Source organism: Geobacillus sp. CAMR5420, assembly GCF_000691465.1.
In the GTDB taxonomy this organism is placed as follows: domain Bacteria; phylum Bacillota; class Bacilli; order Bacillales; family Anoxybacillaceae; genus Geobacillus; species Geobacillus thermoleovorans.
This window is the reverse complement of record NZ_JHUS01000046.1, coordinates 1-26,565: the sequence shown is the minus strand read 5'-3', so window position 1 is coordinate 26,565 and position 26,565 is coordinate 1. Positions and strand designations below refer to the sequence as shown.

At 55.2% G+C, this 26,565-nt stretch carries 24 protein-coding genes and 1 pseudogene; 22 read left to right on the top strand and 3 right to left on the bottom strand.

All coding sequences use genetic code 11. The features are described from left to right. Nucleotides 1-19 precede the first annotated feature (19 nt). The 4 genes and pseudogenes from DI44_RS18125 to DI44_RS06635 all read left to right on the top strand — a co-directional run. Nucleotides 20-214 (top strand): annotated as a pseudogene (locus DI44_RS18125) (CoA transferase); the annotation flags it as partial. Nucleotides 215-388: 174 nt separating this feature from the next. After that, the gene (locus DI44_RS06625; RefSeq protein WP_033025632.1) at nucleotides 389-1,417 is read left to right on the top strand and encodes a LacI family DNA-binding transcriptional regulator; all 1,029 of its coding nucleotides are present in this window, start codon (nucleotides 389-391) and stop codon (nucleotides 1,415-1,417) included. A gap of 16 nt (nucleotides 1,418-1,433) precedes the next feature. Next, nucleotides 1,434-2,000: a shikimate kinase gene (locus DI44_RS06630; RefSeq protein WP_014196094.1), complete on the top strand. Its 567-nt coding sequence runs from the start codon at nucleotides 1,434-1,436 to the stop codon at nucleotides 1,998-2,000. Nucleotides 2,001-2,210: 210 nt separating this feature from the next. Beyond that, complete coding sequence (locus DI44_RS06635; RefSeq protein ID WP_025039179.1) at nucleotides 2,211-5,465, top strand: hypothetical protein; 3,255 nt, start codon at nucleotides 2,211-2,213, stop codon at nucleotides 5,463-5,465. 134 nt (nucleotides 5,466-5,599) lie between these two features. Here DI44_RS06635 and DI44_RS06640 read toward each other — a convergent pair whose 3' ends face one another. Then, on the bottom strand, nucleotides 5,600-6,043 hold the full coding sequence (locus DI44_RS06640) for a hypothetical protein (protein WP_014196092.1): 444 nt from the start codon (nucleotides 6,041-6,043) through the stop codon (nucleotides 5,600-5,602). Between the two features lie 153 nt (nucleotides 6,044-6,196). Between DI44_RS06640 and DI44_RS06645 the strand changes: the two genes are divergently transcribed. From DI44_RS06645 to DI44_RS06655, 3 genes are all read left to right on the top strand, one after another. Then, nucleotides 6,197-8,233 (top strand): glycosyltransferase family 39 protein, encoded by a 2,037-nt coding sequence (locus DI44_RS06645; RefSeq protein WP_014196091.1) that lies wholly within the window; start codon nucleotides 6,197-6,199, stop codon nucleotides 8,231-8,233. Nucleotides 8,234-8,475: 242 nt separating this feature from the next. Continuing rightward, a complete protein-coding gene (locus DI44_RS06650; protein ID WP_014196090.1) occupies nucleotides 8,476-9,438 on the top strand; it encodes a glycosyltransferase family 2 protein in 963 nt (320 codons plus the stop codon). After that, nucleotides 9,410-9,814: a GtrA family protein gene (locus tag DI44_RS06655; protein ID WP_014196089.1), complete on the top strand. Its 405-nt coding sequence runs from the start codon at nucleotides 9,410-9,412 to the stop codon at nucleotides 9,812-9,814. Before DI44_RS06650 ends, DI44_RS06655 begins: the two co-directional genes overlap by 29 nt. 91 nt (nucleotides 9,815-9,905) lie before the next feature. Here DI44_RS06655 and DI44_RS06660 read toward each other — a convergent pair whose 3' ends face one another. Both DI44_RS06660 and proB read right to left on the bottom strand, forming a co-directional pair. Then, on the bottom strand, nucleotides 9,906-11,150 hold the full coding sequence (locus DI44_RS06660) for a glutamate-5-semialdehyde dehydrogenase (RefSeq protein ID WP_014196088.1): 1,245 nt from the start codon (nucleotides 11,148-11,150) through the stop codon (nucleotides 9,906-9,908). Further along, nucleotides 11,147-12,271, bottom strand: a complete 1,125-nt coding sequence (gene proB / locus DI44_RS06665; RefSeq protein WP_033025631.1) for a glutamate 5-kinase — start codon at nucleotides 12,269-12,271, stop codon at nucleotides 11,147-11,149. The genes DI44_RS06660 and proB overlap by 4 nt, the downstream gene beginning before the upstream one ends. Nucleotides 12,272-12,791: 520 nt before the next feature. Between proB and ilvD the strand changes: the two genes are divergently transcribed. The 15 genes from ilvD to DI44_RS19470 all read left to right on the top strand — a co-directional run bounded on the left by ilvD (nucleotide 12,792) and on the right by DI44_RS19470 (nucleotide 26,310). After that, nucleotides 12,792-14,471 (top strand): dihydroxy-acid dehydratase, encoded by a 1,680-nt coding sequence (gene ilvD, locus DI44_RS06670; RefSeq protein WP_033025630.1) that lies wholly within the window; start codon nucleotides 12,792-12,794, stop codon nucleotides 14,469-14,471. 262 nt (nucleotides 14,472-14,733) lie between these two features. Beyond that, on the top strand, nucleotides 14,734-16,059 hold the full coding sequence (locus tag DI44_RS06675) for an AMP-binding protein (protein WP_033025629.1): 1,326 nt from the start codon (nucleotides 14,734-14,736) through the stop codon (nucleotides 16,057-16,059). Nucleotides 16,060-16,154: 95 nt separating this feature from the next. Further along, nucleotides 16,155-17,123, top strand: coding sequence for a 1,2-phenylacetyl-CoA epoxidase subunit PaaA (paaA, locus tag DI44_RS06680; protein WP_033025627.1), 969 nt, complete (start codon nucleotides 16,155-16,157; stop codon nucleotides 17,121-17,123). Between the two features lie 12 nt (nucleotides 17,124-17,135). Continuing rightward, nucleotides 17,136-17,489: a 1,2-phenylacetyl-CoA epoxidase subunit PaaB gene (paaB, locus tag DI44_RS06685; protein WP_014196085.1), complete on the top strand. Its 354-nt coding sequence runs from the start codon at nucleotides 17,136-17,138 to the stop codon at nucleotides 17,487-17,489. Next, nucleotides 17,465-18,298 (top strand): 1,2-phenylacetyl-CoA epoxidase subunit PaaC, encoded by an 834-nt coding sequence (gene paaC, locus DI44_RS06690; protein WP_033025626.1) that lies wholly within the window; start codon nucleotides 17,465-17,467, stop codon nucleotides 18,296-18,298. The genes paaB and paaC overlap by 25 nt, the downstream gene beginning before the upstream one ends. Nucleotides 18,299-18,454: 156 nt before the next feature. Beyond that, nucleotides 18,455-18,931, top strand: coding sequence for a 1,2-phenylacetyl-CoA epoxidase subunit PaaD (gene paaD, locus DI44_RS06695; RefSeq protein WP_033025625.1), 477 nt, complete (start codon nucleotides 18,455-18,457; stop codon nucleotides 18,929-18,931). Nucleotides 18,932-18,955: 24 nt separating this feature from the next. Then, nucleotides 18,956-19,267 carry an EthD family reductase gene (locus tag DI44_RS06700; protein ID WP_025950499.1) on the top strand — a complete coding sequence of 104 codons (312 nt, stop codon included), beginning with the start codon at nucleotides 18,956-18,958 and terminating at the stop codon, nucleotides 19,265-19,267. Beyond that, nucleotides 19,260-20,036 carry an enoyl-CoA hydratase-related protein gene (locus DI44_RS06705; RefSeq protein WP_033025624.1) on the top strand — a complete coding sequence of 259 codons (777 nt, stop codon included), beginning with the start codon at nucleotides 19,260-19,262 and terminating at the stop codon, nucleotides 20,034-20,036. Before DI44_RS06700 ends, DI44_RS06705 begins: the two co-directional genes overlap by 8 nt. A gap of 12 nt (nucleotides 20,037-20,048) precedes the next feature. Further along, nucleotides 20,049-20,822 (top strand): enoyl-CoA hydratase-related protein, encoded by a 774-nt coding sequence (locus DI44_RS06710; protein WP_033025623.1) that lies wholly within the window; start codon nucleotides 20,049-20,051, stop codon nucleotides 20,820-20,822. A 16-nt stretch (nucleotides 20,823-20,838) separates the two neighbouring features. Continuing rightward, nucleotides 20,839-22,356, top strand: a complete 1,518-nt coding sequence (locus tag DI44_RS06715) for an aldehyde dehydrogenase family protein (protein ID WP_033025621.1) — start codon at nucleotides 20,839-20,841, stop codon at nucleotides 22,354-22,356. Between the two features lie 251 nt (nucleotides 22,357-22,607). Then, nucleotides 22,608-23,471, top strand: coding sequence for a 3-hydroxyacyl-CoA dehydrogenase (locus DI44_RS06720; RefSeq protein ID WP_015375100.1), 864 nt, complete (start codon nucleotides 22,608-22,610; stop codon nucleotides 23,469-23,471). 26 nt (nucleotides 23,472-23,497) lie between these two features. Further along, nucleotides 23,498-24,709, top strand: a complete 1,212-nt coding sequence (locus tag DI44_RS06725) for an acetyl-CoA C-acyltransferase (RefSeq protein WP_033025620.1) — start codon at nucleotides 23,498-23,500, stop codon at nucleotides 24,707-24,709. A 209-nt stretch (nucleotides 24,710-24,918) separates the two neighbouring features. Continuing rightward, on the top strand, nucleotides 24,919-25,776 hold the full coding sequence (paaX, locus tag DI44_RS06730) for a phenylacetic acid degradation operon negative regulatory protein PaaX (protein WP_033025618.1): 858 nt from the start codon (nucleotides 24,919-24,921) through the stop codon (nucleotides 25,774-25,776). 69 nt (nucleotides 25,777-25,845) lie between these two features. Continuing rightward, nucleotides 25,846-26,121: an IS200/IS605 family accessory protein TnpB-related protein gene (locus DI44_RS19475; RefSeq protein ID WP_241766387.1), complete on the top strand. Its 276-nt coding sequence runs from the start codon at nucleotides 25,846-25,848 to the stop codon at nucleotides 26,119-26,121. Then, nucleotides 26,122-26,310 (top strand): zinc ribbon domain-containing protein, encoded by a 189-nt coding sequence (locus DI44_RS19470; RefSeq protein WP_277813384.1) that lies wholly within the window; start codon nucleotides 26,122-26,124, stop codon nucleotides 26,308-26,310. The last annotated feature ends 255 nt before the right edge of the window (nucleotides 26,311-26,565 follow it).

Below are 26,565 nucleotides of genomic sequence, written 5' to 3'. Positions count from 1 at the left end.
GCACTGGGGTGAATAGTTACACATCATCGAAGTCGCCCATCCGCGCCTTGGCAAAATTAAAATGCCCGGCATTGTGCCGAAATTCGAAAAAACACCAGGCGCCATCCGCCGCACTGCTCCGGATTTAGGCGAGCATACCGAAGAGATTTTGCAAACGATGCTTGGCATGTCCAAGGAAGACATTGAGCGGCTGCGAGAAAACGAGATCATATGAATGAACGAACGGCGGCTTGCCGCCTTCCCGGCTCCTTGCCTTGTGCGAGGCTGCCGGGTTTTTTTGTTTCGAAGTTTGTTTTCCCGGCAGCCCACGCCTTGCATTGACACTGCTTGCCGCCAGCCTTTATACTTTTGATAGGTGAAAGCGACGGTAAAGCAGGTGATTCGAACGGTGTCAGATAAAAAGCGTTCCCGCGTGACGCTCGAACAAGTCGCCAAACACGCCGGCGTGTCGCGGGCGACCGCCTCTCTTGTCGTCCGTGGGAGTCCGAATATTTCGAAAGAAACGCGAAAAAAAGTGCTCCAAGCGATGAAAGAGCTTGGCTACGTCTATGACCGCGTGGCGGCCAATTTGCGTTCGCAGCGTTCGTCGACAGTTGGTCTTATTATCACCGAACTTGACAACCCGTTTTTTTCCGAATTGCTCGTTGGCGTCCATGAGGCGCTCGATCAGGAAGGATATACGGTCATTTTAGGCACGACGTTTGACCGGCCGGAAAAACAAGACGACTTATTGTCGACGATGCTGGAGCATCGGGTGGGCGGTGTGATCATGAGCCCGGTTCCTGGATGTTCGGCAGAGATGCTCGAGCGGCTGCGGCAGTGGGATATTCCTGTTGTATTGTTTGCCCGTGATGAACTTCCGGCCGGACAGTTTGATTATATTGGGATCGATAATATAGCCGGCGGGCGGATGGCGGTCGAGCATTTGCTCGAAGGCGGCCATCGGCGCATCGCCTTTATCGGTGGGTCTCCGCAATCGTCCGTATGGAAAGCGCGCCGGTCGGGGTACAGTGAAGCGTTGCGTGCGGCGGGCATCGAGATGGATGACACGCTGCTTGTGCCATCGGCGACGACAAGGCAAGGCGGGCGGATGGCGGTCAAACGCCTGTTGCAGCACCCGAACCCGCCGACAGCGCTCTTTTGTTACAACGATGTCGTCGCGTTTGGGGCGATGCTTGGCTTAAAAGAGGAAGGGATCGTTCCAGGGCGCGACATCGCGGTCGTCGGGTTTGACAATATTCAAGAATCGGCGCTGTTTCAGCCGCCGCTCACAACTGTCGCCGCGTTTCCTGAGAAGATCGGCGCCTATGCGGCCAAGCAGCTGCATGAACGCATGAAAGGGGATGCGAGTGCACCGAAACGGACGATTTTGCATCCGGAGCTTGTCATCCGCCAGTCTTCCGGAAAGAGAGAGTAAAAAGAGGTGAAGCAGCGTGGAGAGGCAGACGGTCATCCCGCTTCGCGAGCGAAATATCATTTTGATCGGCTTTATGGGAGCGGGGAAAACAACGATCGGGCAGCTCGTGGCAAAGAAGTTATACCGCGACTTTATCGATGTCGATGCGGAAATCGAGCGGAGGCACGGGATGTCGATTCCGGAGATGTTCGCGCAAAAAGGGGAAGCGTATTTTCGGCAGGTTGAGCGGGAGCTGATCGTTGATTTATGTACGAATACGAGGTTGAAAATCCTTTCGCTTGGCGGCGGTGCGTATTTGCAGGAAGACGTGCGGCGCGCCTGTTTGGCCCACGGCATCGTCTTTTTCCTTGACTTGTCGTGGGAGCATTGGAAGGAAGAGCGGCTGCCGCTCATTGTCGACAGCCGCCCAGTGTTGAAAAACAAAACGTTGGAAGAAGTCGAACAGCTCTTTTTCCAGCGCCAATCAGCCTATGCGCTCCATCATTCCCGCGTCATCATCAATGAGCTCGAGGCTGAACAGGCGGCGGACCAAATTGTTCAGTCGATTAAATGGACGTGGGATGTGTACGAGCCGAACCGTTGAGAGGATTTAGCCGCGGGCAAGCAAGCTCCTAGGCAAAGGGGCTTGCTTTTTTGATTTCCTCATTGGCAAGGGTTGCCGCCACTTGATTGGAAATGGACTTCGGTTGACCAAAAAAGAAATTTCGAATGCCGCATCCGCCTGTTCTTGCCGGACAATCGTTTCGTTTGTTATAAATAGGGGAAATAGGTGAAAGATTGGGAGAGTGGGGAGATGGAGAAGCGGGTGTTCAGCTGGCTTTATGTGTATATGGTCTTGGCAGTGCTGGTTCTGTTCGCGCCCTATTGGCTTTGGTGGCTGAAACCAGAAACAAAGCTTGATTTGCTCATTGTCGACAAAACGGTGCCCGATCGGTCGTATCGCGAGCATCAAGGGCTCGTTTGGGTCTTGAATCAGCAAAAATACGTCCACGGCAACGGAGAGCGATACAAAGCTGCGCGCGATTACGCCGGGTTTGCGCCGAAACAGGATGAAACGTACGAGGTGCGGCCGCTGCCAAAGGAGATGGCACGGTACGATGCGGTCTATATCGTTGACACATATGGGGTATATGAGGAAGAGTTTGTCCACAAGCAAACGGACGGCGCGCGGGCGAAAGTGTACGGCGGGCTTGAGCGGCAGGAGATGGAGTCGCTTTGGCGGTTTGCCCGCCAAGGCGGGAAAACGTTGATCGCCGAGTTCAATTCGATGGCCCATCCGACAGAAAACGAAGTGCGCGCCTCGTTTGCCCAGCTGTTCGGCCTTGAGTGGACCGGCTGGATCGGCCGTTATTTTCCTGATTTGAACAGCCAGGAAGTGCCAGTGTGGGTGAAAGAAAACTACAAAGCGCAATACGGAAAGGCGTTTTCGTTCCGCGGGCCGGGTATGGTGTTGGTCGATGAGTCGGATCGGCTTCTTGTCCTCGATCGGCGCGACCTTGGCGGCGGTGGCGTCATGTTTTCCTCCACAAAAGTGGGGGAAGCCCGTTGGGGCGGCAAGATGCGCACATCGTATTCGTATTGGTTTGACATCGTCAAGCCGCTTGATGAGCGCATGGTGCTCGCAACGTACACGCTGTCGCTGTCTGAGCGCGGGAAAGAGAAGCTGCGGGCGATCGGGCTGCCGTTTTCCTTTCCGGCCGTTGTCCGCTATGAGACAAAGACGTATCAGTCGTATTACTTTTGCGGCGATTACGCTGATCAAGGGGAACTGCCTTCCGTTTATCAGACCGTGGGGCTGGATGTATGGCGCAAATGGACGGAGGACGGCCGCTCGGACAACGGCGCGGCCTTTTACTGGAAGGCGTACGTGCCGATGATGAAAGCGATTTTGCGGGAAATCAAGGCATATAAGGAAGATGGCAAGCTGCAGGACGCCGTTCAAACGGTGGAACAAAGCGGCGTCCGCTTGGCGGGAACGGTCGGGCGCGACTATTTGCAAGTATACCGCAACGGGAGATGGGAGCCGCTGCTCATCAAAGGAGTCAACCTCGGCATCAGCAAACCCGGCGCGTTTCCGGGAGAGGCGAAGATTACGAAGGAAGAATATTTCCGCTGGCTGCAGTACATCGGGGCGATGGGGGCGAATGCCATCCGCGTCTATACGATCCATCCGCCGGCGTTTTACGAGGCGCTTTACGAGTACAACCAAATAGCGAAGCAGCCGCTTTATTTGTTCCATGGCGTCTGGATCGATGAAGGGACGATGCTGCGGACGAAGGATGTGTGGGCGCCTGAGGTGAGTGAGGCGTTTCGCACGGACATTCGCCGTACGATTGACCTCGTTCATGGCAAGGCCCGCATTGCGAAACGGCCTGGGCATGCCGGCGGGATGTACCGATACGACCTTTCTCCGTATGTTCTCGGCTGGATTTTCGGTGTCGAGTGGGATCCGGACGTTGTGGCGGCGACGAACGAAAAACACCCGAAGCAGGGCGACTACCGCGGCAAATACGTATACACGAAAGGAGCCAGCCCGTTTGAGGCATGGCTGGCCCGTATGATCGACGAAGCGGTGGCGTATGAAACGGAAACATACGGCTGGCAGCGGCCGGTCAGTTTTACGAATTGGGTGACGACCGACCTCCTCCGCCATCCGGCCGAGCCGCTTGTCAAAGAAGATCTTGTCTCCGTCAACCCGAATGTCATGTACGCCACTGACGAGCTGCGCGCCGGGCTGTTTGCGTCATACCATATTTATCCGTATTACCCTGACTTTTTGAATCGTGAGGAAAAGTACGTCAGCTATGTTGACCAACGCGGCGAGCAGAACAGCTATGCCGGCTACTTGCACGACATGAAGGCGGCGCACCGGATGCCGATTTTGGTCGCTGAATTTGGCGTTCCTTCTTCGCGCGGCATGGCGCATCGAAATGTGCACGGGAAAAATCAGGGGTTTTTGTCGGAACAAGAACAAGGAACGATCGACCGGGAGCTGTTTGAGGACATCGTCCATGAGTGGATGGCGGGAGGGCTGTTGTTTTCCTGGCAGGATGAATGGTTCAAGCGGACATGGAACACAATGGATTATGACAACCGGGACCGCCGCCCGTTTTGGCTGAACGTGCAGACGAACGAACAACATTTTGGATTGCTTCGGTTTGAGCCAGGTCCAAGCGCAGCCGCGATGATGAAGGTCGACGGCCGAAAAGACGATTGGACATTCAACGGAATCCGGCCGGCTTGGACAGAGGGCAAGCGGGCGCTGTACGTCACAAGCGATGAAGGGTATTTGTATGTGCGGCTTGACAGCGGACGCATCACCGATCGGACGACGGTCTACATGGCGTTTGACACGATTCCGAACCAAGGGCAATCGCTCCTGCCCGGCCTGTCTGGCGTCCGGACAGCGGGAATTGACTTTGCCTTGGTCATTCATGGAGAACAGAGCGCCCGGCTGCTTGTCGACAGCTACTATGACACGTTTTACTTCCATTACGGAAAAGAGCTGCATATGATGCCGGCGGCCCCGTACGCCAATCGCAAAGATAACGGCGTCTACCACCCGATTCGCCTGACGTTGAACAAAAAATTGGAGGAAGCCCGCGGCAAGGCTGTGCCGTTCGACTCATATGAAACAGGGGTGTTGCGGTTTGGCACGGCCAACCCCGACGATGAGGCATACGATTCACTCACGGATATCAGCGTCAGCCGCGATGGCGATATGTACGAAATCCGCCTGTCATGGGCGCTTTTGAACGTGACCGATCCGAGCCGGCGCGAGGTGATGGGCGACATGTGGTCGAAAGGCGGGCTCAAAAGCCGTGTCATCGTTGAAGGCATTCGTCTTGGTTTGTACGTTGAGGATGGAGACGATTCGTTTTCTTTCCCGGCGATGAACGGGAATGTGCTGCCGGCCGCGCGATTTTATGAGTACACGTGGCCGGTGTGGGAGGCGCCGCGCTATCATGAGCGGCTGAAGCAGTCGTATGAGGTGATGAAAGAGGCGTTTTCACGCGTGGACATCGCAAAGCAGCAGGGAGTGGAATAAAAAGAAAAGGGCTTGCCTCCTCTCGACATCATGATCATTCATCAAAGCAGGCGCCTGTTCAAACAACAGAAGGCAGAAGCCAAACCGATCGTCAAGCAGGAAAGTGCCGGCGGTCGGTTTGGCTTTTTTCGTTTTTAAGAGATTTCGCTTTGTTCAGCCCGGGAACGGAGTTTTCGTTCATGTTGGAGGGTTTTGCGGGCGAGGAAGTCGACGGTTTCCTGCGTTTCGGACCATTCAAGACGCCAATAGTTCATTTTCGTTTCTAAACGTTCAAATCGAGCGTCAGTGCGTTTTTCCAGATCCAAGAGTTTTTGGTGCAATCGGTCTTCCGTCTCGCGAATTTTGGCATACAGCCGATTTTCTGTATCTTGGATCTCCGCGCGCAGTCGGTTTTCCGTGTCTTGAATTTCAGCGCGTAGCCGGCTTTCCGTATCTTGAATTTCAACACGCAGTCGGTTTTCTGTATCTTGGATTTCGGTGCGCAGCCGATCTTCCATTTCCTTCATTTGTTGTTGGATTTTTCCGGAATGCAAGTCGAGCGCCTTTAAAATTTGTTGCACGATGGTGGCCCCTTCCACACGATTCACCTCCTTTCGCCTTTTATCATAGCACACGTCTGCGGCCAGCGAACTGAAAACCTTGTCCATTCGCTCGATTTTTTCACCAAACTTTCACCAACACGGGGTAACGTAACGGTAGGAGACGAAGAACATGACGGAAAGGGAGAGTCGATGAAGAAAATACAATGGAAATGGGATGGATGGATTACGGCGATCATGGCTTGGTCAGCCTTTTTGCACTTCTATCAAATTGGAAACAGCGGTTCCAATGTGTATTATACAGCGGCGGCGAAAAGCATGGCTGCAAGTTGGAAGGCGTTTTTCTTCGCTGCGCTTGATCCGGAGGGATTCATTACCGTTGATAAGCCGCCGGCGGCGCTTTGGCTGCAGGCGTTGAGCGTGAAAGTGTTCGGAGTGAGCGATTTTAGCGTGCTTCTTCCGGAAGCGTTGGCGGGGGTTGCCTCGACGTGGATGATGTACGTGATCGTCAAGCCATGGGCGGGGCGGATAGCGGCGCGCTGGGCAAGCTTCGTGTTTTCCTGCACGCCGGTTTTTGTTGCCGTGGCGCGTACGAACAACATTGACGCCGTATTGGTGTTTACGCTGCTTGTCGCGGTTTGGATGTTGATGAAAGCCGTCATGACCAAGCGGCTCGCATGGCTGATCGGCAGCTTTGCGGTCGTTGGCGTGGGGTTTAATATGAAAATGCTGCAGGCGTATATGGTGTTGCCGGCGTTTTATTTGTTCTATTGGATGGCGGCGAAAACATCGTGGAAAAAACGGATGGGCTATTTGACGATGGCTACGGTCGTGCTGCTTTCCGTCTCCCTTTCGTATGCGGGAGCTGTCGCTTTGATTCCGGCCGATAAACGCCCATACATTGGCGGCAGCAAAACCAATTCGGTCCTGGAGCTGGCCCTTGGCTACAACGGCATTGAACGGCTGACGGGGGAGGCCGGACCGGGCGGCAGAATGGGGGCGGATTTGAATGGGAGAGAGAGAATGAGTGACATCACTGCACCGCCAAACGGTGGAGAGAATGGCGCATTTCCTTCAGAAGGAGCGCCGCCTTCGATGTCCGGAGCGCCAGGCGCCCCTCCTTCTGCTCCAGGAGGCGGCATGGGCGGCATCGGCCGCGGCGAGATTGGCGATCCCGGCGTTTTGCGGCTGTTTCAACTCCCTTTAGCCGGACAAGCGAGTTGGCTGCTGCCGTTTGTGATGGTGGTAGCTGTCGGATGGGTGGCTGATGTATGGCGCCGCCGCCAAATGACATCGTTTCATCGTTTCTTACTCTTTTGGCTCGCTTGGCTTGGGCCGATGATGGTGTTTTTCAGCATCGCGGGTTTTTACCATCGTTACTATTTAAGCATGCTGGCTCCGGCGATCGCAGTGTTGGTGGGAGCCGGAGGAACGATGCTCGCTTCGTTTGGAACCGGTGGACGTCGAATGACATGGCTGTTTCCGACAGCTCTTTTGGCTACTTATGCGTTTGACACATGGATGGCTTGGCAATATCACGAGTCATTGTCAGCGGTGTGGCCGATGGCAGTTGGATTTTACGGACTGGCGGTCGTTTGCCTCTGGTTGGCGATGGAAGGGCGCGAGCGTTGGCGGCGGATCATCTATGCGGCTGCGTTGCTTGGTTTGCTTGTGCTGCCGGCGTATTGGTCACTGACGCCTGTGTTGTACGGAACAAACAGCACGATTCCATATGCAGGGCCCGATTTGCGCGGGGAAAGAGGCGCCATGCCGACCGCAGGGTTGCCGGCGGGGCAGGACGGGCGCTGGCGGCAAGGGCAAAGGGATGTGCGGTCGGATGAAGGGACTGAGCTTGGAGGCCGCCATTCATTGGCCGCTTTAGTGGCTTATTTAGAGCAACACGCTGGAAAAGCCAAATACTTGGCCGCGACCATTCGAGCCACCGAAGCGGCGGAGATGATGCTTCATACCGACCGCGCGGTGATGGCGATGGGGGGATTTGGGGGCACCGATCCAGTGTTGACCCCCGCGAAGCTGGAGAAGATGGTCCAAAACGGTGAAGTGAAGTATTTCCTTCTCTCTGGAGAGGGACGGGGCAACAATGAGCTGGTGCAATGGATCAAAACGCATTGCCAAGAAGTGCCGTCGTCACAATGGGGCGGGGGGCAAAGCGAGACCTTTGGCGGCATGGGCCGCGGAGGAATGACGCTGTACGTGTACAACGGCTAGCCATCCGGTGCTCGAGTATGTTGGCGAATACTTCGATCACGTTTTTTCACTTGCAACGGGAGCGCCGCGCGGTCTTTCCACGAGATTATGAGATGTCGCATAGGAAAAGCTGTGCCGCCATCGCGAAGGTGCAAAAACGATGCGGTTTGGAGCGCTCTTTTTTCGGAGAGCAAAGCGAAAAGCGTGTGGTAAGCTGCCCTTTCGCAGAAAAAACGCAAGAAGCAAACAAGGAGGGAGCATGCATGGCGACCTATTCTGTCATTATCCCTGTATATAATGAGGCGCTGGTCATCCGCGAGACGTACCGGCGGCTGAAAACGGTGATGGAGCAAACGTACGAACCGTATGAATTGTTGTTCATTAACGACGGCAGCACGGATGAGACGCTGGAGATCTTAAGGGAATTGGCTGTAAAGGATGACACCATGAAGTACATTGACTTTTCCCGCAATTTCGGCCACCAAATCGCTATTACTGCGGGGATGGACTATGCCTCGGGTCAAGCCATCATCGTGATCGATGCCGATTTGCAAGATCCTCCTGAGCTCATTTTGGAGATGATCGAGCGCTGGAAGGAAGGGTATGAAGTGGTGTATGCCCGGCGCGTCAAGCGGAAGGGCGAGACGGTGTTCAAAAGATGGACGGCTTACGTGTTTTACCGGTTGCTGCGGGCGGCGACCGAAATCGACATTCCGGTCGATACAGGCGATTTTCGCCTTATTGACCGGAAGGTGTGCGATCAGTTACGCTATATGAGAGAGCGGAGCCGGTTTGTTCGGGGGCTGGTAAGCTGGGTCGGCTTCCGGCAGACGGCGGTTGAATACGAACGGGAGCCGCGTTTCGCCGGCGAGACGAAATACCCGCTCAAAAAGATGATTCGGTTTTCGCTTGATGGCATCACCTCGTTTTCATACAAGCCGCTGAAGCTGGCGAGTTGGCTTGGGTTCTTGTTGTCGGCGGCCAGCGTTGTAGGGATGTTCGTTGTCCTTTATCTTAAATGGTTTGCTCATTCAACGGTCGCTGGCTGGGCGTCATTGTTGATGGTCATGCTGCTTGGCAACGGGGTGACACTGCTCATGCTCGGCGCGATTGGCGAATATATCGGCCGGATTTACGATGAAGTGAAAGAGCGTCCGCTCTATATTGTCAACGAAACGTGGGGAGTCGGAACGAAACATGAACGAAAGCCTTCGTATATTCCGTAAAGAAAAACAAGCCGTATGGCGGTTTGGCCTCGTTGGGGTGAGCAATACCGCGGTGGACTTCGCCGTCTTTTTTTTGTTGACTGCTGCAGGCGCTAAGGCGGCGGTTGCCCAAGCCGTTGCCTACGGCGCCGGGATGGCGAACAGCTACATTTGGAATCGGCGTTGGACGTTTCAAGTCAAACGGAAAGCCAATATAAAGGAAGTTTTGCGCTTTCTTGTCGTCAACGGGCTGTCGTTCGGTGCATCGCTTGCCGTTTTGCTGGCCGCGGAACGGTTTGCATCGCTCTGGCTGGCGAAACTGGCGGCGACAATCGCCGGGATGGCGGTGAACTTTATCGGCAGCCGCTATTGGGTGTTTGTGGAAATGGAAAAATAAGAAAACGATCCGGAAGCCATGCGTTGGGTCCGGATCGTTTTATGCTTTAGAAACTTAGTGAAAAAGGAAGCCGTCTTCGTTGCAGCCATCGTTATGACTCCCGAATTTGCCCCGTCCCGTACACGAGCGATTTTGTCGTCGTGATGGCGACAAGCCCCATCGGACCGCGGGCGTGCAGCTTTTGCGTGCTGATGCCGATTTCCGCTCCGTAGCCGAACTGCTCTCCGTCCGTGAAGCGGGTGGAGGCGTTATGGTACAAGACCGCTGCGTCGACCGCCTGGAAAAAGCGGCGGACGTTCACCTCGTTTTCCGTGATGATCGCTTCCGAGTGCTTCGTCCCGTAGCGGCGGATGTGGCCAATCGCCTCGTCGACATCGGCGACCAGTTTGACCGCTAAAATCGGCGCCAAATATTCCGTGTACCAGTCATCTTCTGTTGCCTCGCTGATAAACGGATAGGCGGAGGCAAGACGTTGGTCGCCGCGCAATTCGACGCCGCGGGCGTGAAGCGTCTCAAGCAAGTCGGCGGCATATGGCCAACGCTCATGGATGAGCACCGTTTCGACGGCATTGCAGACCGATGGGCGCTGCAGTTTGGCGTTTAGGACGATCTCGATGGCCATTTGCCGCTCGGCTGATTCATCGACGAAAATATGACAGTTGCCGACGCCGGTCTCAAGCACCGGCACGGTGGCGTTTTCGACGACCGAGCGGATGAGCCCGGCTCCGCCGCGCGGGATGAGCACATCCAAGTAGTTGTTGAGACGGAACATACGCTGCGCCGTTTCCCGGCTCGTGTCTTCGAGCAGCTCAATGGCTGTTTCCGGGATGGCCGTTGTGCGAAGCGCCTCTTTCATAACGGCAACAAGCGCTTTGTTCGAATGAAGCGCTGATGTGCTGCCGCGAAGCAGGACGGCGTTGCCCGTTTTCAAGCAAAGGCTCGCCGCATCGACCGTCACGTTCGGGCGCGCTTCGTACACCATGCCAATGACCCCAAGCGGCACGCGCACCGTTTGGATGCGGAGCCCGTTCGGCCGCGTCCACTCTGCGATGATTTCTCCGACCGGGTCAGGCAGCGAGGCGACTTGGCGGACGCCGTCGATGATTTGGTCCAGGCGTTCATTGGTGAGTTGGAGCCGGTCAAGCAAAGCCGGCGACAGCCCTTGTTCGCGGCCTTGGGCCATATCTTTCTCGTTTTCTTGCAAAATGAAGGCGCGTTCGCGGTCAAGGGTTTGGGCGATCTGTTCCAACGCCTCATTTTTTTCCTCCGCTGACAGCATGGCGAGCGTTTGTGAGGCGGTTTTCAACCGTTCGGCTTTTTCGAGCAGTTCGCTCATTTCGATACACTCTCCTTTCGCAACGTGACCCAATTGTCGCGGTGGATGACTTCCGGGCGGTGCAAGTACGAGTATTGCCGCGCTTCCTCACTCGGAAGTCCTTTTACTTTTTCTAAATCGGCGGCGGCGTAATACACTTGGCCGCGTCCGATCGTGATCCCTTTTTCATTGACGACATCCACGACATCCATCGCATGGAAGTCGCCGGAAACCGCTGTTACGCCAGCAGGGAGCAAACTTTTCCCACGCATAAGCAACGCTTCTTCAGCCCCGCTGTCGACCGTGATCATGCCGGCGACAGGAGCATGATAGGCAATCCATTGTTTGCGCATTTGCATTTGTTTCGGAAACGGAACGCCGATGTACGTGCCGTCTCCTTTTCCAGCTAAAATATCAGCCAGTTTTTCTCGGCCGCTTCCCGTGCCGATGAACACGCTGACGCCAAACGAAAGTGCTTTTCGAGCCGCGAGAAGCTTCGAGCGCATCCCGCCGGTGCCGACGGCTGAACCGATGCCGCCGGCGGCTTCGATCATCTCATCGGTGATTTCCGGCAAAAAGGCGTATTTTTTCGCCTGCGGATTCGTTTTCGGATTGGCGTCATACAACCCGTTAATGTCCGTAAGCAAAATGAGCGCATCAGCGTGCAAAAAGCCGGCGACAAGCGCCGAAAGCATGTCATTGTCGCCAAATGTCAATTCTTCGATGGAAACGGAGTCGTTTTCATTAATGATCGGCACGGCGCCGTTCTCAAGCAGTGTGGTGATTGTGGCAAACAAGTTGCGGAACCGCTCGCGGCTGTAAAAGTCGCTGCGCGTCAACAACAGCTGAGCGGCCGTAAAGCCGAATTGGGCGAACGCTGAGCTGTACGCCTGCATGAGCAAACTTTGCCCGACGGCTGCGGCTGCCTGTTTCCCAGCGATTGTCGTCGGGCGCGCCGGGTAGCCTAAAGGTCCGAAACCAGCGGCGACAGCGCCGGACGTGATGAGAATGACGTCATGGCCGAGCTGTTTGAGATAAGCGATCGCCTCAACGTGATCGAACAGTTTGTCATGGCAAAGGCCGCCTTTCGGATCGGTGAGCGAGCTGCTGCCGATTTTGACCACCACGCGCTGCCGTTTCATCGCGTTCCTCCCTCCTTTGCGTGTTGAATGGCATGAGTTGGATCGCCTAGCCGCTCTGCGAAGCGGCCGGCCAATAAAAAACGCTTTTCCTCCTTTTTTGCAAAAGGACGGAAAAGCGTTCCGCGGTACCACCTTTTTTGGCGCACAAAGCGCCCACCTCTGGCCTGTAACGCAGGCGTGCGGCTTATGTTTGCATAAGCGGCCGTCTAGGGCAGGTTCAACCGGCTTCCCGCGAGGAACCTTCCAGCCTGTGGGTTCCACTCTCTGGCGCGTTCCCTCGGTTTACTAATCCCGTGCCGTTCTCGTTGTTTCATTGTCAAGGATAGACTTGCGATTTATAATTTGTAAGAAATTATGACGCCAAATGCTCCGGTTGTCAAGAGGAGCGGCTGATTTTTCTGACTCATTTTCGCAGAGTAGATCATGAAAACGCATTCAGAATAAAGATAATTGTCTTTTTATTAGAAAAAGTGGTACAATACTAGCAACCTAGCAATCTGCACGATGGAGGGACCAGAATATGAAAAAGCGACGCAGCGACATGATCAAAAAAGGATTTGACCGCGCCCCGCACCGGAGTTTGCTGCGGGCGGCCGGGGTGAAAGATGAGGATTTTGACAAACCGTTCATCGCGGTTGTCAATTCGTACATCGACATTATTCCGGGGCACGTTCACTTGCAAGAGTTTGGGAGAATCGTGAAAGAAGCGATTCGCGAAGCGGGCGGCGTGCCGTTTGAAATGAACACGATCGGCGTTGATGACGGCATCGCCATGGGCCATATCGGGATGCGCTATTCGCTTCCGAGCCGGGAAATCATCGCCGATTCGATCGAAACGGTTATCTCGGCGCATTGGTTTGACGGCATGGTGTGCATTCCGAACTGCGACAAAATTACGCCAGGGATGATGATGGCGGCGATGCGGCTCAACATCCCGACGATTTTCGTCAGCGGCGGACCGATGAAAGCCGGCGTAACGAAGGATGGGCGGAAAATTTCGCTCTCGTCCGTGTTTGAAGGGGTCGGGGCGTATTTAGGCGGAACGCTCGATGAGAAAGGGCTCGAAGAACTCGAACGCTACGGCTGTCCGACGTGCGGATCGTGTTCGGGCATGTTTACGGCCAACTCCATGAACTGTCTCGCTGAAGCGCTCGGGCTCGCTTTGCCAGGCAACGGCACCATTTTGGCGGTTGACCCAGCGCGCAAAGAGCTTGTCCGCCAATCGGCAAAGCAGCTGATGTATTTGATCGAACATGACATCAAACCGCGCGACATCGTAACGGAAAAAGCGATCGACAACGCGTTCGCGCTCGATATGGCGCTCGGCGGCTCGACGAATACGGTGCTGCATACGCTCGCGATCGCCAACGAAGCCGGCATCGACTACTCGCTTGAGCGCATCAACGAAATCGCCGCGCGGGTGCCGCATTTGGCCAAACTCGCGCCGGCGTCGGATGTCCATTACATCGAGGATTTGCACGAAGCCGGCGGCGTCTCGGCGGTGTTGAACGAGCTGGCGAAAAAAGAAGGCACGCTTCATTTAGATACGCTGACCGTCACCGGCAAAACACTCGGTGAAAACATCGCCGGCTGCGAAGTGAAAAACTACGATGTCATCCGCCCGATTGACAACCCGTATTCGGAAACGGGCGGGCTCGCCATTTTGTTCGGCAACTTAGCGCCGGACGGCGCCGTCATCAAAACCGGCGCGGTCCAAGGCGGCATCACGCGCCATGAAGGTCCGGCGATCGTGTTTGATTCGCAGGAAGAGGCGCTTGAAGGCATCGCCAGCGGCAAAATCAAGCCGGGTCATGTCGTCGTCATCCGCTACGAAGGACCAAAAGGCGGCCCAGGGATGCCGGAAATGCTTGCGCCAACGTCGCAAATCGTCGGCATGGGGCTCGGTACGAAGGTAGCGCTTGTCACCGACGGCCGCTTCTCCGGCGCCTCGCGCGGCTTGTCCGTCGGCCACGTTTCACCGGAAGCGGCGGAAGGCGGACCGATCGCTTTCATCCAAGACGGCGATATCATCGAGATCGATACGGTGAAACGAACGATCAACGTCAAGCTGTCCGATGAAGAGCTCGAACGCCGGAAAGCGAACTGGAAAGGCTTTGAACCAAAAGTGAAAACCGGGTATCTCGCCCGCTACTCGAAACACGTCACATCGGCGAGCACGGGGGGGATTATGAAAATTTAGGCGAAATAGGATCAAGGAAGGTGGCGCTCCATCAGCATGAGCGCTGCCTTCTTTTTTCATTTCCAAACTTTCCTATCAGCAGAAACAATCTAAAAGCCCAAACTGCCATCCGTCCTCTTCTTGGCCCTCAAAAAAGAGTATTGACATTTTAAAATATTTAACCTATTTTAAAATTAAATATAATAGTTTACACATATAACGTTTATATAACGTTATATGTTTATCATTATTTGAAAGCGCTTTAATAGAGGGGGCGGAAACGATGATGTTGCATGACATTGAGACGGCTGCACGCAGCGAGCTTGAGGCTCTCCAGCTTGAGCGGCTGCGGGCGACGGCGGAGCGTGTGTATGAGCGGGTGCCGTTTTACCGGCAACGGTTTGATGAAAAGGGAGTGAAGCCGGACGATATTCGCACGCTTGAGGATGTACGCAAGCTCCCGTTTACGACAAAGCGGGATTTGCGGGATCATTATCCGTTTGGCTTGCTTGCGGTGGATCTTTCCCAATGCGTCCGTGTACACGCATCAAGCGGCACAAGCGGCAAACCGACGGTGGTCGCTTACACGAAGCAGGACATTGAGCGCTGGGCCGACATTGTGGCGCGGGCGATTGTCATCGCCGGCGGGAAACCGGGAGATGTGATTCACAACGCTTATGGATACGGGCTGTTTACCGGCGGGCTCGGGCTGCATTATGGCAGCGAGCGGCTTGGGGCGGTGACGGTGCCGGTATCCGGAGGCAACACCGACCGGCAAGTGATGATCATTGAAGACTTTCAGCCGACCGTCATTTGCGCCACGCCGTCCTATGTATTGAACATTGCCGAGCGGATGAAAGAACTGGGCAAAGATCCGCGGCAAACATCGCTGAAATACGGCATCTTCGGTGCGGAACCGTGGTCCGAGGAAATGCGGCGCACGCTTGAAGAGACGTTTGATATGAAGGCATGTGATATTTACGGACTGAGTGAAGTGATCGGCCCGGGGGTGGCGATGGAGTGCCATGAAGCGCAAAACGGCCTCCATATCGCCGAGGACCATTTCCTTGTCGAAGTGATCGACCCGAAAACGCTCGAGCCGGTGGCGGAAGGGGAAGAAGGAGAGCTTGTTTTTACGAGCTTGACGAAAGAGGCGTTCCCGGTCATCCGCTACCGGACAGGCGATATCGCTTCCGTGACGAGAGAGCGTTGTGCTTGCGGGCGGACGACGGCGCGCATGTCGCGGGTCAAAGGGCGGGTTGACGACATGATCATCATCCGCGGCGTCAATGTGTTTCCATCGGAAATTGAGCACCATCTGCTTCGCGTCTCGGAACTGGCTCCGCACTATCAGCTGCATCGGTTTCTTCACGGGCGTCTCGAAGCGCTTGAATTGCATGCCGAGGTGACGGAATATTTTTACAATCAGGTTGGCGGTGATTTGCAAAGCGGGGCAGCGATTGAGCTTGTTCGGCGCATCCAGTCGTTGTTAAAAACGCATTGCTTGATTTCCATTGGCGTTCGTCTTCATCCTCCCAAAACGCTCCCGCGCTCAGAAGGGAAAGCAGTGCGCGTTATTGACCGCCGCAAACAAGAGAATCCCGTGTAAAAAAGCGAGAAAAATAGTTGCTATTTTTATAACGTTTAAATATAATAACGTTAAATAAACGTTATATAATAAATTTTTAATAGAGGGGATGGAGGATGGCAGCGATGATGATGTTCACCCGCCTGTCGGAACAAGAAAAGCATGAACGGTTTATGCAGCGCATCGAGGCGGGAGAGAAGATCGAAGCCGATGACTGGATGCCTGACGAATATCGGACGGCGCTCATCAAGCTCATTGCCATGCATGCGGTGAGCGAAATTATGGGAGCGCTTCCGGAAAAAGAATGGGTGCCGAAAGCGCCGTCGCTGCGCCGCAAGCTTGGCATCATGGCGAAAGTGCAGGATGAGATGGGGCACGGCCAGCTGCTGCTTCGGGTGGCGGAAGATTTGATGGCCCCGCTCGGCAAAACGCGGGAAGATATTATCGAAGATTTATTGAACGAACGGTTGAAGTTTCATAACGTGTTTCATATGCCAGCGCCAACATGGGCGGACGCCGGGTTGATCGGCTGGCTCGTCGACGGAGCGGCGATTATGACGCAGACGAACATGCTGGATGCCTCATACGGACCGTACGCGCGGGCGCTGAAGCGCATTTGCGCCGAGGAAGTGTTTCACGCCCAGCACGGCGAGTCCATCATTTTAGCGCTTGCCGAAGGGACGAAGGAGCAGAAAGAGATGCTGCAAGAGGCGCTCAACCGTTGGTGGGAGGCGTTGCTCATGTTTTTTGGCCCGCCGACGGCCGATACGACGGGAACTTCGAAGCAAGACATCACGATCAAATACCGCATCCGCACGAAAACGAATGAACAACTGCGCCAAGACTTCTTTACGAAATATGTGCCGCGCATTTGGGCGCTCGGACTGAAGATTCCTGATGAGACCATGCATTTTGACAAAGAGAAGGGTCAATGGATTTACCGGCAGCCGGATTGGGAGCGGTTTAAAGAAATCATCCGCAACAACGGACCGAAGTCGCAGGAGCGGCTTGAGCTTCGGCGGACGGCGTACAAGCAAAATGCGTGGGTGCGTGAGGCGCTTGGCGCGGTCCGGACGGCTGGATGAGGAGGGATGGCCATGGCGGGAAAAGAACAAGGATTTTATCAAGTGTTTGAAGTGTTCAGCCGCAAAGCGCCGGATGCACCGATGCAGCATCAATTCAGTTTGCTTGCCCCTAATGAGGAGATCGCGCTCGTGATGGCGCAGGAGAACTTTATGCGCCGCGAGCCGGTTTCCGACCTTTGGGTTGTGAGGCGGGATTATATCCGGCGGATCAACGAAGAGGAAAAAGCGGCGCTCAAACGGCTTGACAACAAAGATTATCGTCTGACGCGGGGATATGGGGATGTGAAGAAACGATGGCGCAAATATGAACAAGAGGCATTTGATGAGAAGGAAATTTTGTCATGGAAAGGCGAGATTCAGCGATGAGCAAAACACAAGTCTATTTTCATCCCGATGGTCAGGAAGCGCTTGTCGAGCTGTTGTTTCAGCTTGCCGATGATGATTTTTTGCTGGCCTACCGCGGCTCGGAATGGCTTGGGTTGGCGCCGCATATCGAGGAGGACATCGCGTTTTCTTCTATCAGCCAGGACACGATGGGGCATGCGGCCATGTATTATCAGCTGCTTGAAGATCTTGGCTGTGGATCAGCCGACGAACTGGCGCACGCCCGCCCGGCTGCGGCCCGGCGCAACGCGGTGCTGCTCGAACGGGTAAACGGCCCGGGGCATTATTTGCGCGAGCCTCGCTATGACTGGGCATTCACCGTTGTTCGCCAGTACTTTTATACACAGGCGAAGCGCATCCGTCTTGAATCATTGACAAAAAGTGTGTATACGCCGTTGGCCGAGGTGGCGGCGAAAATTCAAGTGGAGCTGCACTACCATTTGCTTCATTGGCATACGTGGTTTGTCCAGCTGACGAATGCCCCGGGTGAAGCGCGGACGCGAATGACGAAAGCCATCCAAGACGTGGCGGCGGATTTTGCCGGCGTATTGACGCTCGGGGCGAAAGGAACGGAAATGGTGCGGTGGGGGCTGATTGATGAGGAAAAGGTGCTGACGGAAAACACGATTGCCGCGCTGGCGCCGGCGTTTGCCGAAGTGGGGCTTGATTGGCCGATGCCGTTTGGCATGAAACATGGCAACGGCCGCAACGGCGAACATACGCCGGATTTGGACGAAGCGCTGGCGACGTTGTCAGAAGTATACCGCGCCGTCCCGCATGCGGTCTGGTGATGCCGGCGCCGCTGTTGGCCAACGTGCGGCGTTGGGCATGACGCCTCTTTGTGACGGCGAAGTGTTTGTTGAAGAAGCAAAACGGCGCAGCATTGGCGGCACTAGGCAGCCAAAGCGGGAAAAACGGCAGCGGGTTGGAAAATGTGAGGGAGAACCATGACAAATGAAGAGGTTTGGAAAGCGTTAGAAACGGTGAAAGACCCAGAAATTCATTCGATTAGCATTGTCGATCTTGGGATGGTGGAACAGGTTGACGTTCGGGATGGAGCGGTCTCGGTCTGTCTGCTGCCGACGTTTCTCGGGTGTCCGGCGCTTGATATCATCCGCACGCGGGTTGAGGAAGCGGTGAAGCAAGCAGGGGCCTCGGCGGTGACGGTTGAGTTTCTCCGCCATCCGCCGTGGACGTCCGACCGGATCAGCGAAGCCGGACGTGAGCGGCTGAAGCAGTTTGGCATCGCTCCTCCGCCGCGGCAAATGCCGTCAGGGGCATGGCAAGTGGCGTGTCCATATTGCGGGGCGGAGCGGACTGTCATGGAAAATTTGTTTGGCCCGACCGCCTGCCGCAGCATTTTCTACTGCAAACAATGCAAAAATCCGTTTGAAGCGATGAAGCCTGTATTGGTTTCACGATAAGAAAAGGGAGAGGAGATGTTCGCCATGTTTAAAATGATCGCTTTGTACAAACAGCCGAAAGATAAGGAGCAATTCGACGCTCATTATTACGGAACGCATGTGCCGCTGACGGAAAAAATTCCGGGCCTGCGCAAAATCACAGTGACGAAAATTACCGGCACGCCGATGGGGACGGAAAGCGAGTATTATTTGTTGTGTGAAATGTATTACGACAGCCAAGAGGCGTTTCAAGAAGCGATGAAAACGAAAGAAGCGAAAGCATCGGCCAAAGATGTCATGTCGTTTGCCGGCGATCTCGTCACCTTTATGGTCGGTGAGGAAGTAGAGCATGAGTGAATGGAATTCCATTGCGGTGCGGCAAGAAGGAGCGGTCGGCATCATCGAGCTCGCCCGTCCTGATGTATTGAATGCGCTGAGCCGTCAAATGGTGGCGGAAATCGTTGCGGCAGTGGAAGCGTTTGATCGGAATGAGAAGGTGCGTGTCATTGTGTTGACCGGGCGTGGACGGGCGTTTGCGGCTGGGGCGGATATTCAAGAGATGGCAAAAGATGACCCCATTCGTCTTGAGTGGCTGAACCAGTTTGCCGATTGGGATCGCCTGTCCATCGTGAAAACGCCGATGATCGCCGCTGTGAACGGGTTGGCGCTAGGGGGAGGTTTTGAGCTGGCGCTTTCGTGCGACTTGATTGTCGCGTCGTCGGCGGCCGAATTTGGCTTTCCAGAAGTGAACCTTGGCGTCATGCCAGGTGCGGGAGGCACGCAGCGGCTGACAAAGCTCATCGGTCCGAAGCGGGCGCTCGAGTGGCTTTGGACTGGGGCGCGTATGTCGGCAAAAGAAGCCGAGCAGCTGGGGATTGTCAACCGCGTCGTCAGCCCGGAGCTTTTAATGGAAGAAACGATGAGGCTGGCCGGGCGTCTCGCTGAACAGCCGCCTTTGGCTCTCCGGCTGATCAAAGAGGCGGTGCAGAAAGCGGTCGACTATCCGCTGTATGAAGGCATGCAATTTGAGCGGAAAAACTTTTACCTATTGTTCGCCTCGGAAGACCAAAAAGAAGGAATGGCGGCATTCCTCGAAAAACGAAAGCCGCGCTTCCAAGGAAAATAAGGGGGGCGTTCGATGTACGAAACGATCCGTTATGAAGTGAAGGGACAAGTCGCCTGGCTGACGCTCAACCGTCCGGATCAGCTCAATGCGTTTACGGAGCAGATGAATGCGGAAGTGACGAAAGCGCTCAAACAAGCAGGGGCGGATCCAAACGTCCGCTGCGTGGTGATCACAGGCGCCGGCCGGGCGTTTTGTGCGGGGGAAGATTTGAGCGGCGTGACGGAAGAAATGGACCATGGCGACGTGCTGCGCTCCCGATACGCGCCGATGATGAAAACGCTTCATCATCTTGAAAAACCGGTTGTCGCGGCGGTGAACGGGGCGGCGGCCGGCGCGGGCATGAGCTTGGCGCTGGCGTGTGATTTCCGGCTTCTCTCGGAAAAGGCGAGTTTCGCTCCCGCGTTTATTCACGTCGGTCTTGTGCCGGACGCGGGCCATCTCTACTATTTGCCGCGTCTTGTCGGGAGGGCGAAGGCGCTTGAGCTTGCGGTGCTCGGGGAAAAAGTGACCGCCGAGGAAGCAGCTGCGCTCGGGCTGGCGACAAAGGTGATTCCTCTCTCTGATTGGGAGGAGGAAGTAAAGCAGTTTGCCGAGCGGCTCGCTGCCATGCCGACGAAGGCGATTGGACTCATCAAACGGCTGCTTCGCGAAGGCGAGGAAACAACGTTTGACCGCTACTTGGAACGGGAAGCGGAATGCCAGCGCATTGCGGGATTGACATCCGACCACCGCGAAGGCGTCAAGGCGTTCTTTGAAAAACGAAAACCACTATTCCAAGGAAACTAAGCAAGGGGGAAAAACGATGGCGACTGTCAAACAAAAGAAAATGGAACCGATGCCGACCAAACGCGATTTCTATCATTTGATTGTGAACGGGGAGCGGGTGGAAAGCGCCTCGGGCGAAACGTTTGTGGTCACCAATCCGGCCACTGGCGAACCGGTCGCCCGCGTCGCCAAAGGGACGCGCGAGGACGCCGAACGGGCGGTGCAGGCGGCAAGGCAAGCGTTTGACCGTGGGAAATGGCGTCATTTTCCGGTGCAAAAGCGGGCGCGCATCTTGTATCAAATTGCATCCATCATGCGCGAACGTTTCAATGAATTGGTGGAATTGGAAATTTTGAATACCGGCAAAGCGCTGTCAGCTGCCCAAGGACAAGTGATGCAGGCGATTGAAGACTTTGAATTTTTCGCCGGGGCGATCATTGGCCACCGCGGGGCGGTCAATCCGATGCCAGGGGCGTTTCACAACTATACGGAAAAAGAGCCGGTTGGCGTGTGCGCCCAAATCATTCCGTGGAACTACCCGCTCATGATGGCGGCTTGGAAAATCGCGCCTGCTCTTGCCGCAGGATGTTCGGTTGTCGTCAAACCGGCGTCGCTGACGCCGCTCACCTGCCTGGTGCTGGCGGAAATTTGCCACGAGGCCGGGGTGCCGGAAGGGGTCGTCAATGTGGTGACCGGCGCCGGGGCGGAAGTCGGCGACTATTTGGTGGAGCATCCGCTCGTCGACAAAGTCGCGTTTACCGGATCGACGCCGGTCGGGAAGGAAATTATGGAGAAAGCGTCGAAAACATTAAAACGGGTGACGCTCGAGCTGGGTGGCAAATCGCCGAGCCTTGTATTTGCGGACGCCGATTTGGAAGCGGCTGTCGCCGGCTCATTGTTCGGCATTTTCTACAACAGCGGACAATCGTGCGAGGCGCGCTCTCGCTTGTATGTGCATGAAAGCATTTATGACGCCTTTATGGAATCGTTCGTGGCCAAAACGAAGCAGCTGAAACTCGGCGACCCGTTTGATGCCGGCACGCATGTCGGGGCGATCATCAGCCGCGGGCAGCTGGAAGTGATCGATGAATACGTGCAATCGGCGGTCGCGGATGGAGCGACGATCGTTGCCGGAGGGAAAGAAGCGGTAGTCGAGGGATTTGAAAACGGTTACTGGTATGAACCGACGATTTTGACGAACGTCAACCATCAAATGAAAGCGGTTCGCGAAGAAATTTTCGGACCGGTTGTCGTCGTCATGAAATTCCGCGATGAAGCCGAAGCCGTTGAATTGGCGAACGATAGCGACTATGGGCTGGCCGCCGCCGTTTGGACGAAAGATCATGGCCGCGCCGTTCGTGTAGCGAAGCAGCTGCGTTCCGGCATTGTCATGGTCAACAGCCCATTCTCCGCCTTCCCGGGCACGCCGTTTGGCGGCTACAAACAGTCCGGATTCGGGCGCGAGCTGTCTGTCGAGGCGCTTGATTTGTACACAGAAACGAAAAGCGTGCTGTCGTATTACGGGCCGCGTCCGCTTAATCCGTTTGGCGTCTAAGGGCTTTTGCCGTTTGGCGTTTGCCAACATACGAGAGCGGGTCGCGTCCTTGGACGCAACGTTCAAGTTGCCGCCCTTGAAGGCAAGAGCGAATTCGGGCAAGCGTGAAGAGACGCGCCTGTCCGTTTGCTGAGCACCCCGTCGCGCGTGATGGGGTGCCCATTCATTTGACGGCGTCCGCCGCTTGGTGAGAGAGAACGCTAGCTCGATGCATCAGCCACCGTACATCAACACACGGGAGGGGGAAGACGATGATCGAACGCCTTGTTGTCGTCGGCAGCGGCGTGATGGGGAGAGGCATTGCGTATGTCGGCGCTGTCGGCGGGTTTCAGACGACCTTAGTGGACATTAAGCAAGAACAATTGGAGAGCGCCCAGAAGGAGATTGCTTCAATTTTTGAACAAGCGGTCGCTCGGGGGAAATTGACAACGGGCGAGCGGCAAGAAGCCGAGGCGCGCCTGTCGTATTCGCTTGATTTAGCCGGCGCTGTGCGCGATGCCGATTTGGTGATTGAGGCCGTGCCGGAAAAACTTGAATGGAAAAAGCAAGTGTTCGAGACGATTGACGCTCATGCGCCGGCGTCGTGCTATTTTGCGACGAATACGTCCACCATGAGCCCGACCGAAATCGGTTCGTTCACCAAACGGCCGGAGCGGGTGATCGCCATGCACTTTTTCAACCCGGTTCATAAAATGAAGCTTGTGGAAATCATCCGCGGGTTGGAGACGAGCGACGAAACGGCGCAAATGGCGAAGGAAGTCGCCGCGCGGATGGGGAAAGAAACCGTTGTCGTCAATGAATTTCCGGGATTCGTCACGAGCCGGATCAGCGCTCTTGTCGGCAATGAAGCGTTTTATATGCTGCAAGAAGGCGTGGGGACGCCGGAAGAAATCGACAAAGCGATCAAGCTCGGCCTCAATTTCCCGATGGGTCCGTTTGAGCTCGCGGATTTAGTCGGGCTCGATACGAGATTGAACAACTTAAAATATTTGCACGAAAAACTCGGAGAAAAATACCGCCCGGCGCCGCTGTTGGAGCAATACGTCAAAGCGGGGCGGCTCGGCCGCAAAACAGGCCGCGGCGTCTATGACTATACGAATCGGGAAAACGGCTGATCTGTCGAAAAAGGATGGGGGAGAATATGAACAGAGAAGTTGTGATTGTCGATGCGGTGCGCACACCGATTGGCCGCTACAAGGGCGCGTTGAAAGACGTCAGGCCGGATGATTTGGCGGCTGTTGTCATCCGGGCGCTTATCGAGCGAAATCCGGGTTTGCCGGTCGAACAAATTGATGATGTCGTTTTTGGCAACGCCAACCAAGCCGGCGAGGACAACCGCAACGTCGCCCGCATGGCGGCGCTGTTGGCCGGGCTGCCCATTGAAGTCGCAGGGGTGACGGTCAACCGGCTGTGCGGTTCAGGGCTTGATGCGGTCAATTATGCGGCGCGGGCGATTTTGGCCAATGAGGCCGATATCATGATCGCCGGCGGCGTGGAAAGCATGACGCGCGCTCCGTTTGTCATGCCGAAACCGGCAAGCGATTTCCCGCGCGGCAACATCGAGATGTACGATACGACGATTGGCTGGCGCTTTATCAATCCGAAAATGCACGAAATGTACGGCACCGACAGCATGCCGCAGACGGCGGAAAACGTAGCGAAGCGGTTCGGCGTGACGCGCGAGGCGCAAGATGAGTTTGCCTACGAAAGCCAAATGAAAGCGAAACAAGCGATCGAAACGAATCGGTTTGCGGATGAACTCGTGCCGGTTGTATACCACGATCGAAAAGGCAACCGCGTTGTCGTCGATAAAGACGAGCATCCGCGTCCGGATACGACGTTGGAGAAGCTGGCGAAGCTGCCGCCGTTGTTTGAAAACGGCACGGTGACAGCCGGCAACTCGTCCGGCATTAACGACGGGGCGGCGGCGCTTTTGTTAATGAGCGCCGAAAAGGCAAAAGAACTCGGGCTCAAGCCGCTGGCTGCCTATGTCACTTCAGCGGTCGCCGGCGTTGAACCGGCCGTCATGGGAATCGGCCCGGTTTTTGCGACGCGCAAAGCGTTGCGCCGCGCCGGGTTGTCGCTTGACGACATCGGGCTTGTCGAGCTGAACGAAGCGTTCGCCTCACAGGCGCTAGAGTGCATTCGCCAGCTAGAGCTCGACCGGTCGAAAGTGAACGTCAACGGGGGAGCGATTGCCCTTGGCCATCCGCTTGGCGCGAGCGGCGCCCGCATTTTGACGACATTGATTTACGAAATGCGAAAACGCGGCGTCACCTATGGCTTGGCAACGATGTGCATCGGCGTCGGCCAAGGAATCGCCACCATTGTGAAAAACGCAGACGAACGGTGAGGGTATTTCGCTAGGCCGGCCTTGTCGCGGCGGTTTGGCGAAATGACGCCGGATCGGGCTGCGGCCGCCCGTTGGCGCGCCGCCGAGAGCCGCCTGCTTTTTAGCGGTGCGGCTCTTTTTTATTCCGTTTGTTTTTCGTCCGTCTTGCCAGCGTGAGAAAAGTTTGTTACGATTATAGTTCGAAAACAAGATAAAGGGAGTTTCATTGGATGAATACGCGCTCACTCATTTTTACCATTTACGGCGACTACATCCGCCATTACGGCGGTGAAATTTGGATCGGGAGCCTCATCCGCCTCCTCCGCGAATTCGGCCATAACGACCAGGCGGTGCGGGCGGCGGTGTCGCGCATGAGCAAACAGGGCTGGATTCGGGCGGAAAAACGCGGCAATAAAAGCTACTATTCCCTTACAGTGCGCGGCGTCAAGCGGATGGAGGAGGCGGCGCGGCGCATTTACAAAACGCGTCCCGAGCATTGGGACGGAAAATGGCGCATTCTTGTTTACACCATCCCCGAGAACAAGCGGCACTTGCGCGACGAGCTGAGGAAGGAGCTTGTATGGAGCGGATTTGGCACGATTTCCAACAGCTGCTGGATTTCACCGAATGATTTGAAGCAGCAAGTATACGACTTGATCGACAAGTATGACATCCGCCCGTACGTCGATTTTTTCCTCGCCGAATACGACGGTCCGCATACGAACAAACGGCTTGTGGAAACGTGCTGGAACTTGGACGAGATCAACCAAAAATACGAGCAGTTCATTGCCGTCTACAGTCAAAAATATGTCATTGACAAACATAAAATTGAGCGCGGCGAAATGTCGGACGCGGAATGTTTTGTCGAGCGGACGAAGCTCGTCCATGAGTACCGGAAGTTTTTGTTCATCGACCCCGGCCTGCCGGAAGAGCTGCTGCCGAATGAATGGATGGGAAGCCATGCCGCCGCCTTGTTCAACGACTATTACCAACAGCTCGCCGCGCCGGCCAGCCGTTTCTTTGAAGCGGTGTTTCAGGAAGGGGCAGAGCTTGACAAAAAAGAAGAGGAAGAGATATCGGTGGAATGAACCGGGATGCACGGCGTACCGACAGCTGTGCATCCCGGTTGCCGTTTATGGAACGTTTGGTATAGGAGTGTGGAAGAGGAAAGTTGCCTCCGAATGTGCTGTCTTCATGAAAAAATCACCAACTGCCGGAACGATTTCCTGCATCAGTTGTCCACCCGCTCGATCCGCGAAAACCAAGTGGTGTACGTGGAGGACTTGCGTGTGCGGAGCATGCAAAAAAACTGCAAGTTTGCCAAATCCGTTTCCGATTCCGCTTGGGGGCGTTTTCTCAATATGCTTGAGTATAAAACGACATGGTACGGGCGGACGGTGGCTCGTGTCGCGAGCATCTTCCCGTCCAGCTAATTGTGCTCGTGCTGCTGGCATCGGCAGGTTGAGATGAAGTCGCTTGGCATCTGCGAGTGTATGTGCCCGAACGGCGGAGCCGAACATGACCGGGACCATAACGCCGCCCGAAATATCCTGAATGAAGGGTTTCGTTTGTTGTCGTTGCAGGGAAGTCGAACTGTGGGATGCACGGGGATGGCTTGGTGAACAACCTACCGAAGAGCGGGTGTTACCAAGAATCCCCCCACTTCGAAACATTAGTGTAGGTGGGAGAGCGTTCAAGTTACACTCAAATTATTCTCATTTTCATAAAAATATGGTATTGTTAATGTATAACGATTTTTTCACGTTTGTTGAATATAATGAATGATGTTTGTCGTTTTCTTGATCTTCGTTATCCAATCACAAGGGGGTGATGGACAACATCAGCAACGCCGAGCTGGCTATATAGATGCAATTTGA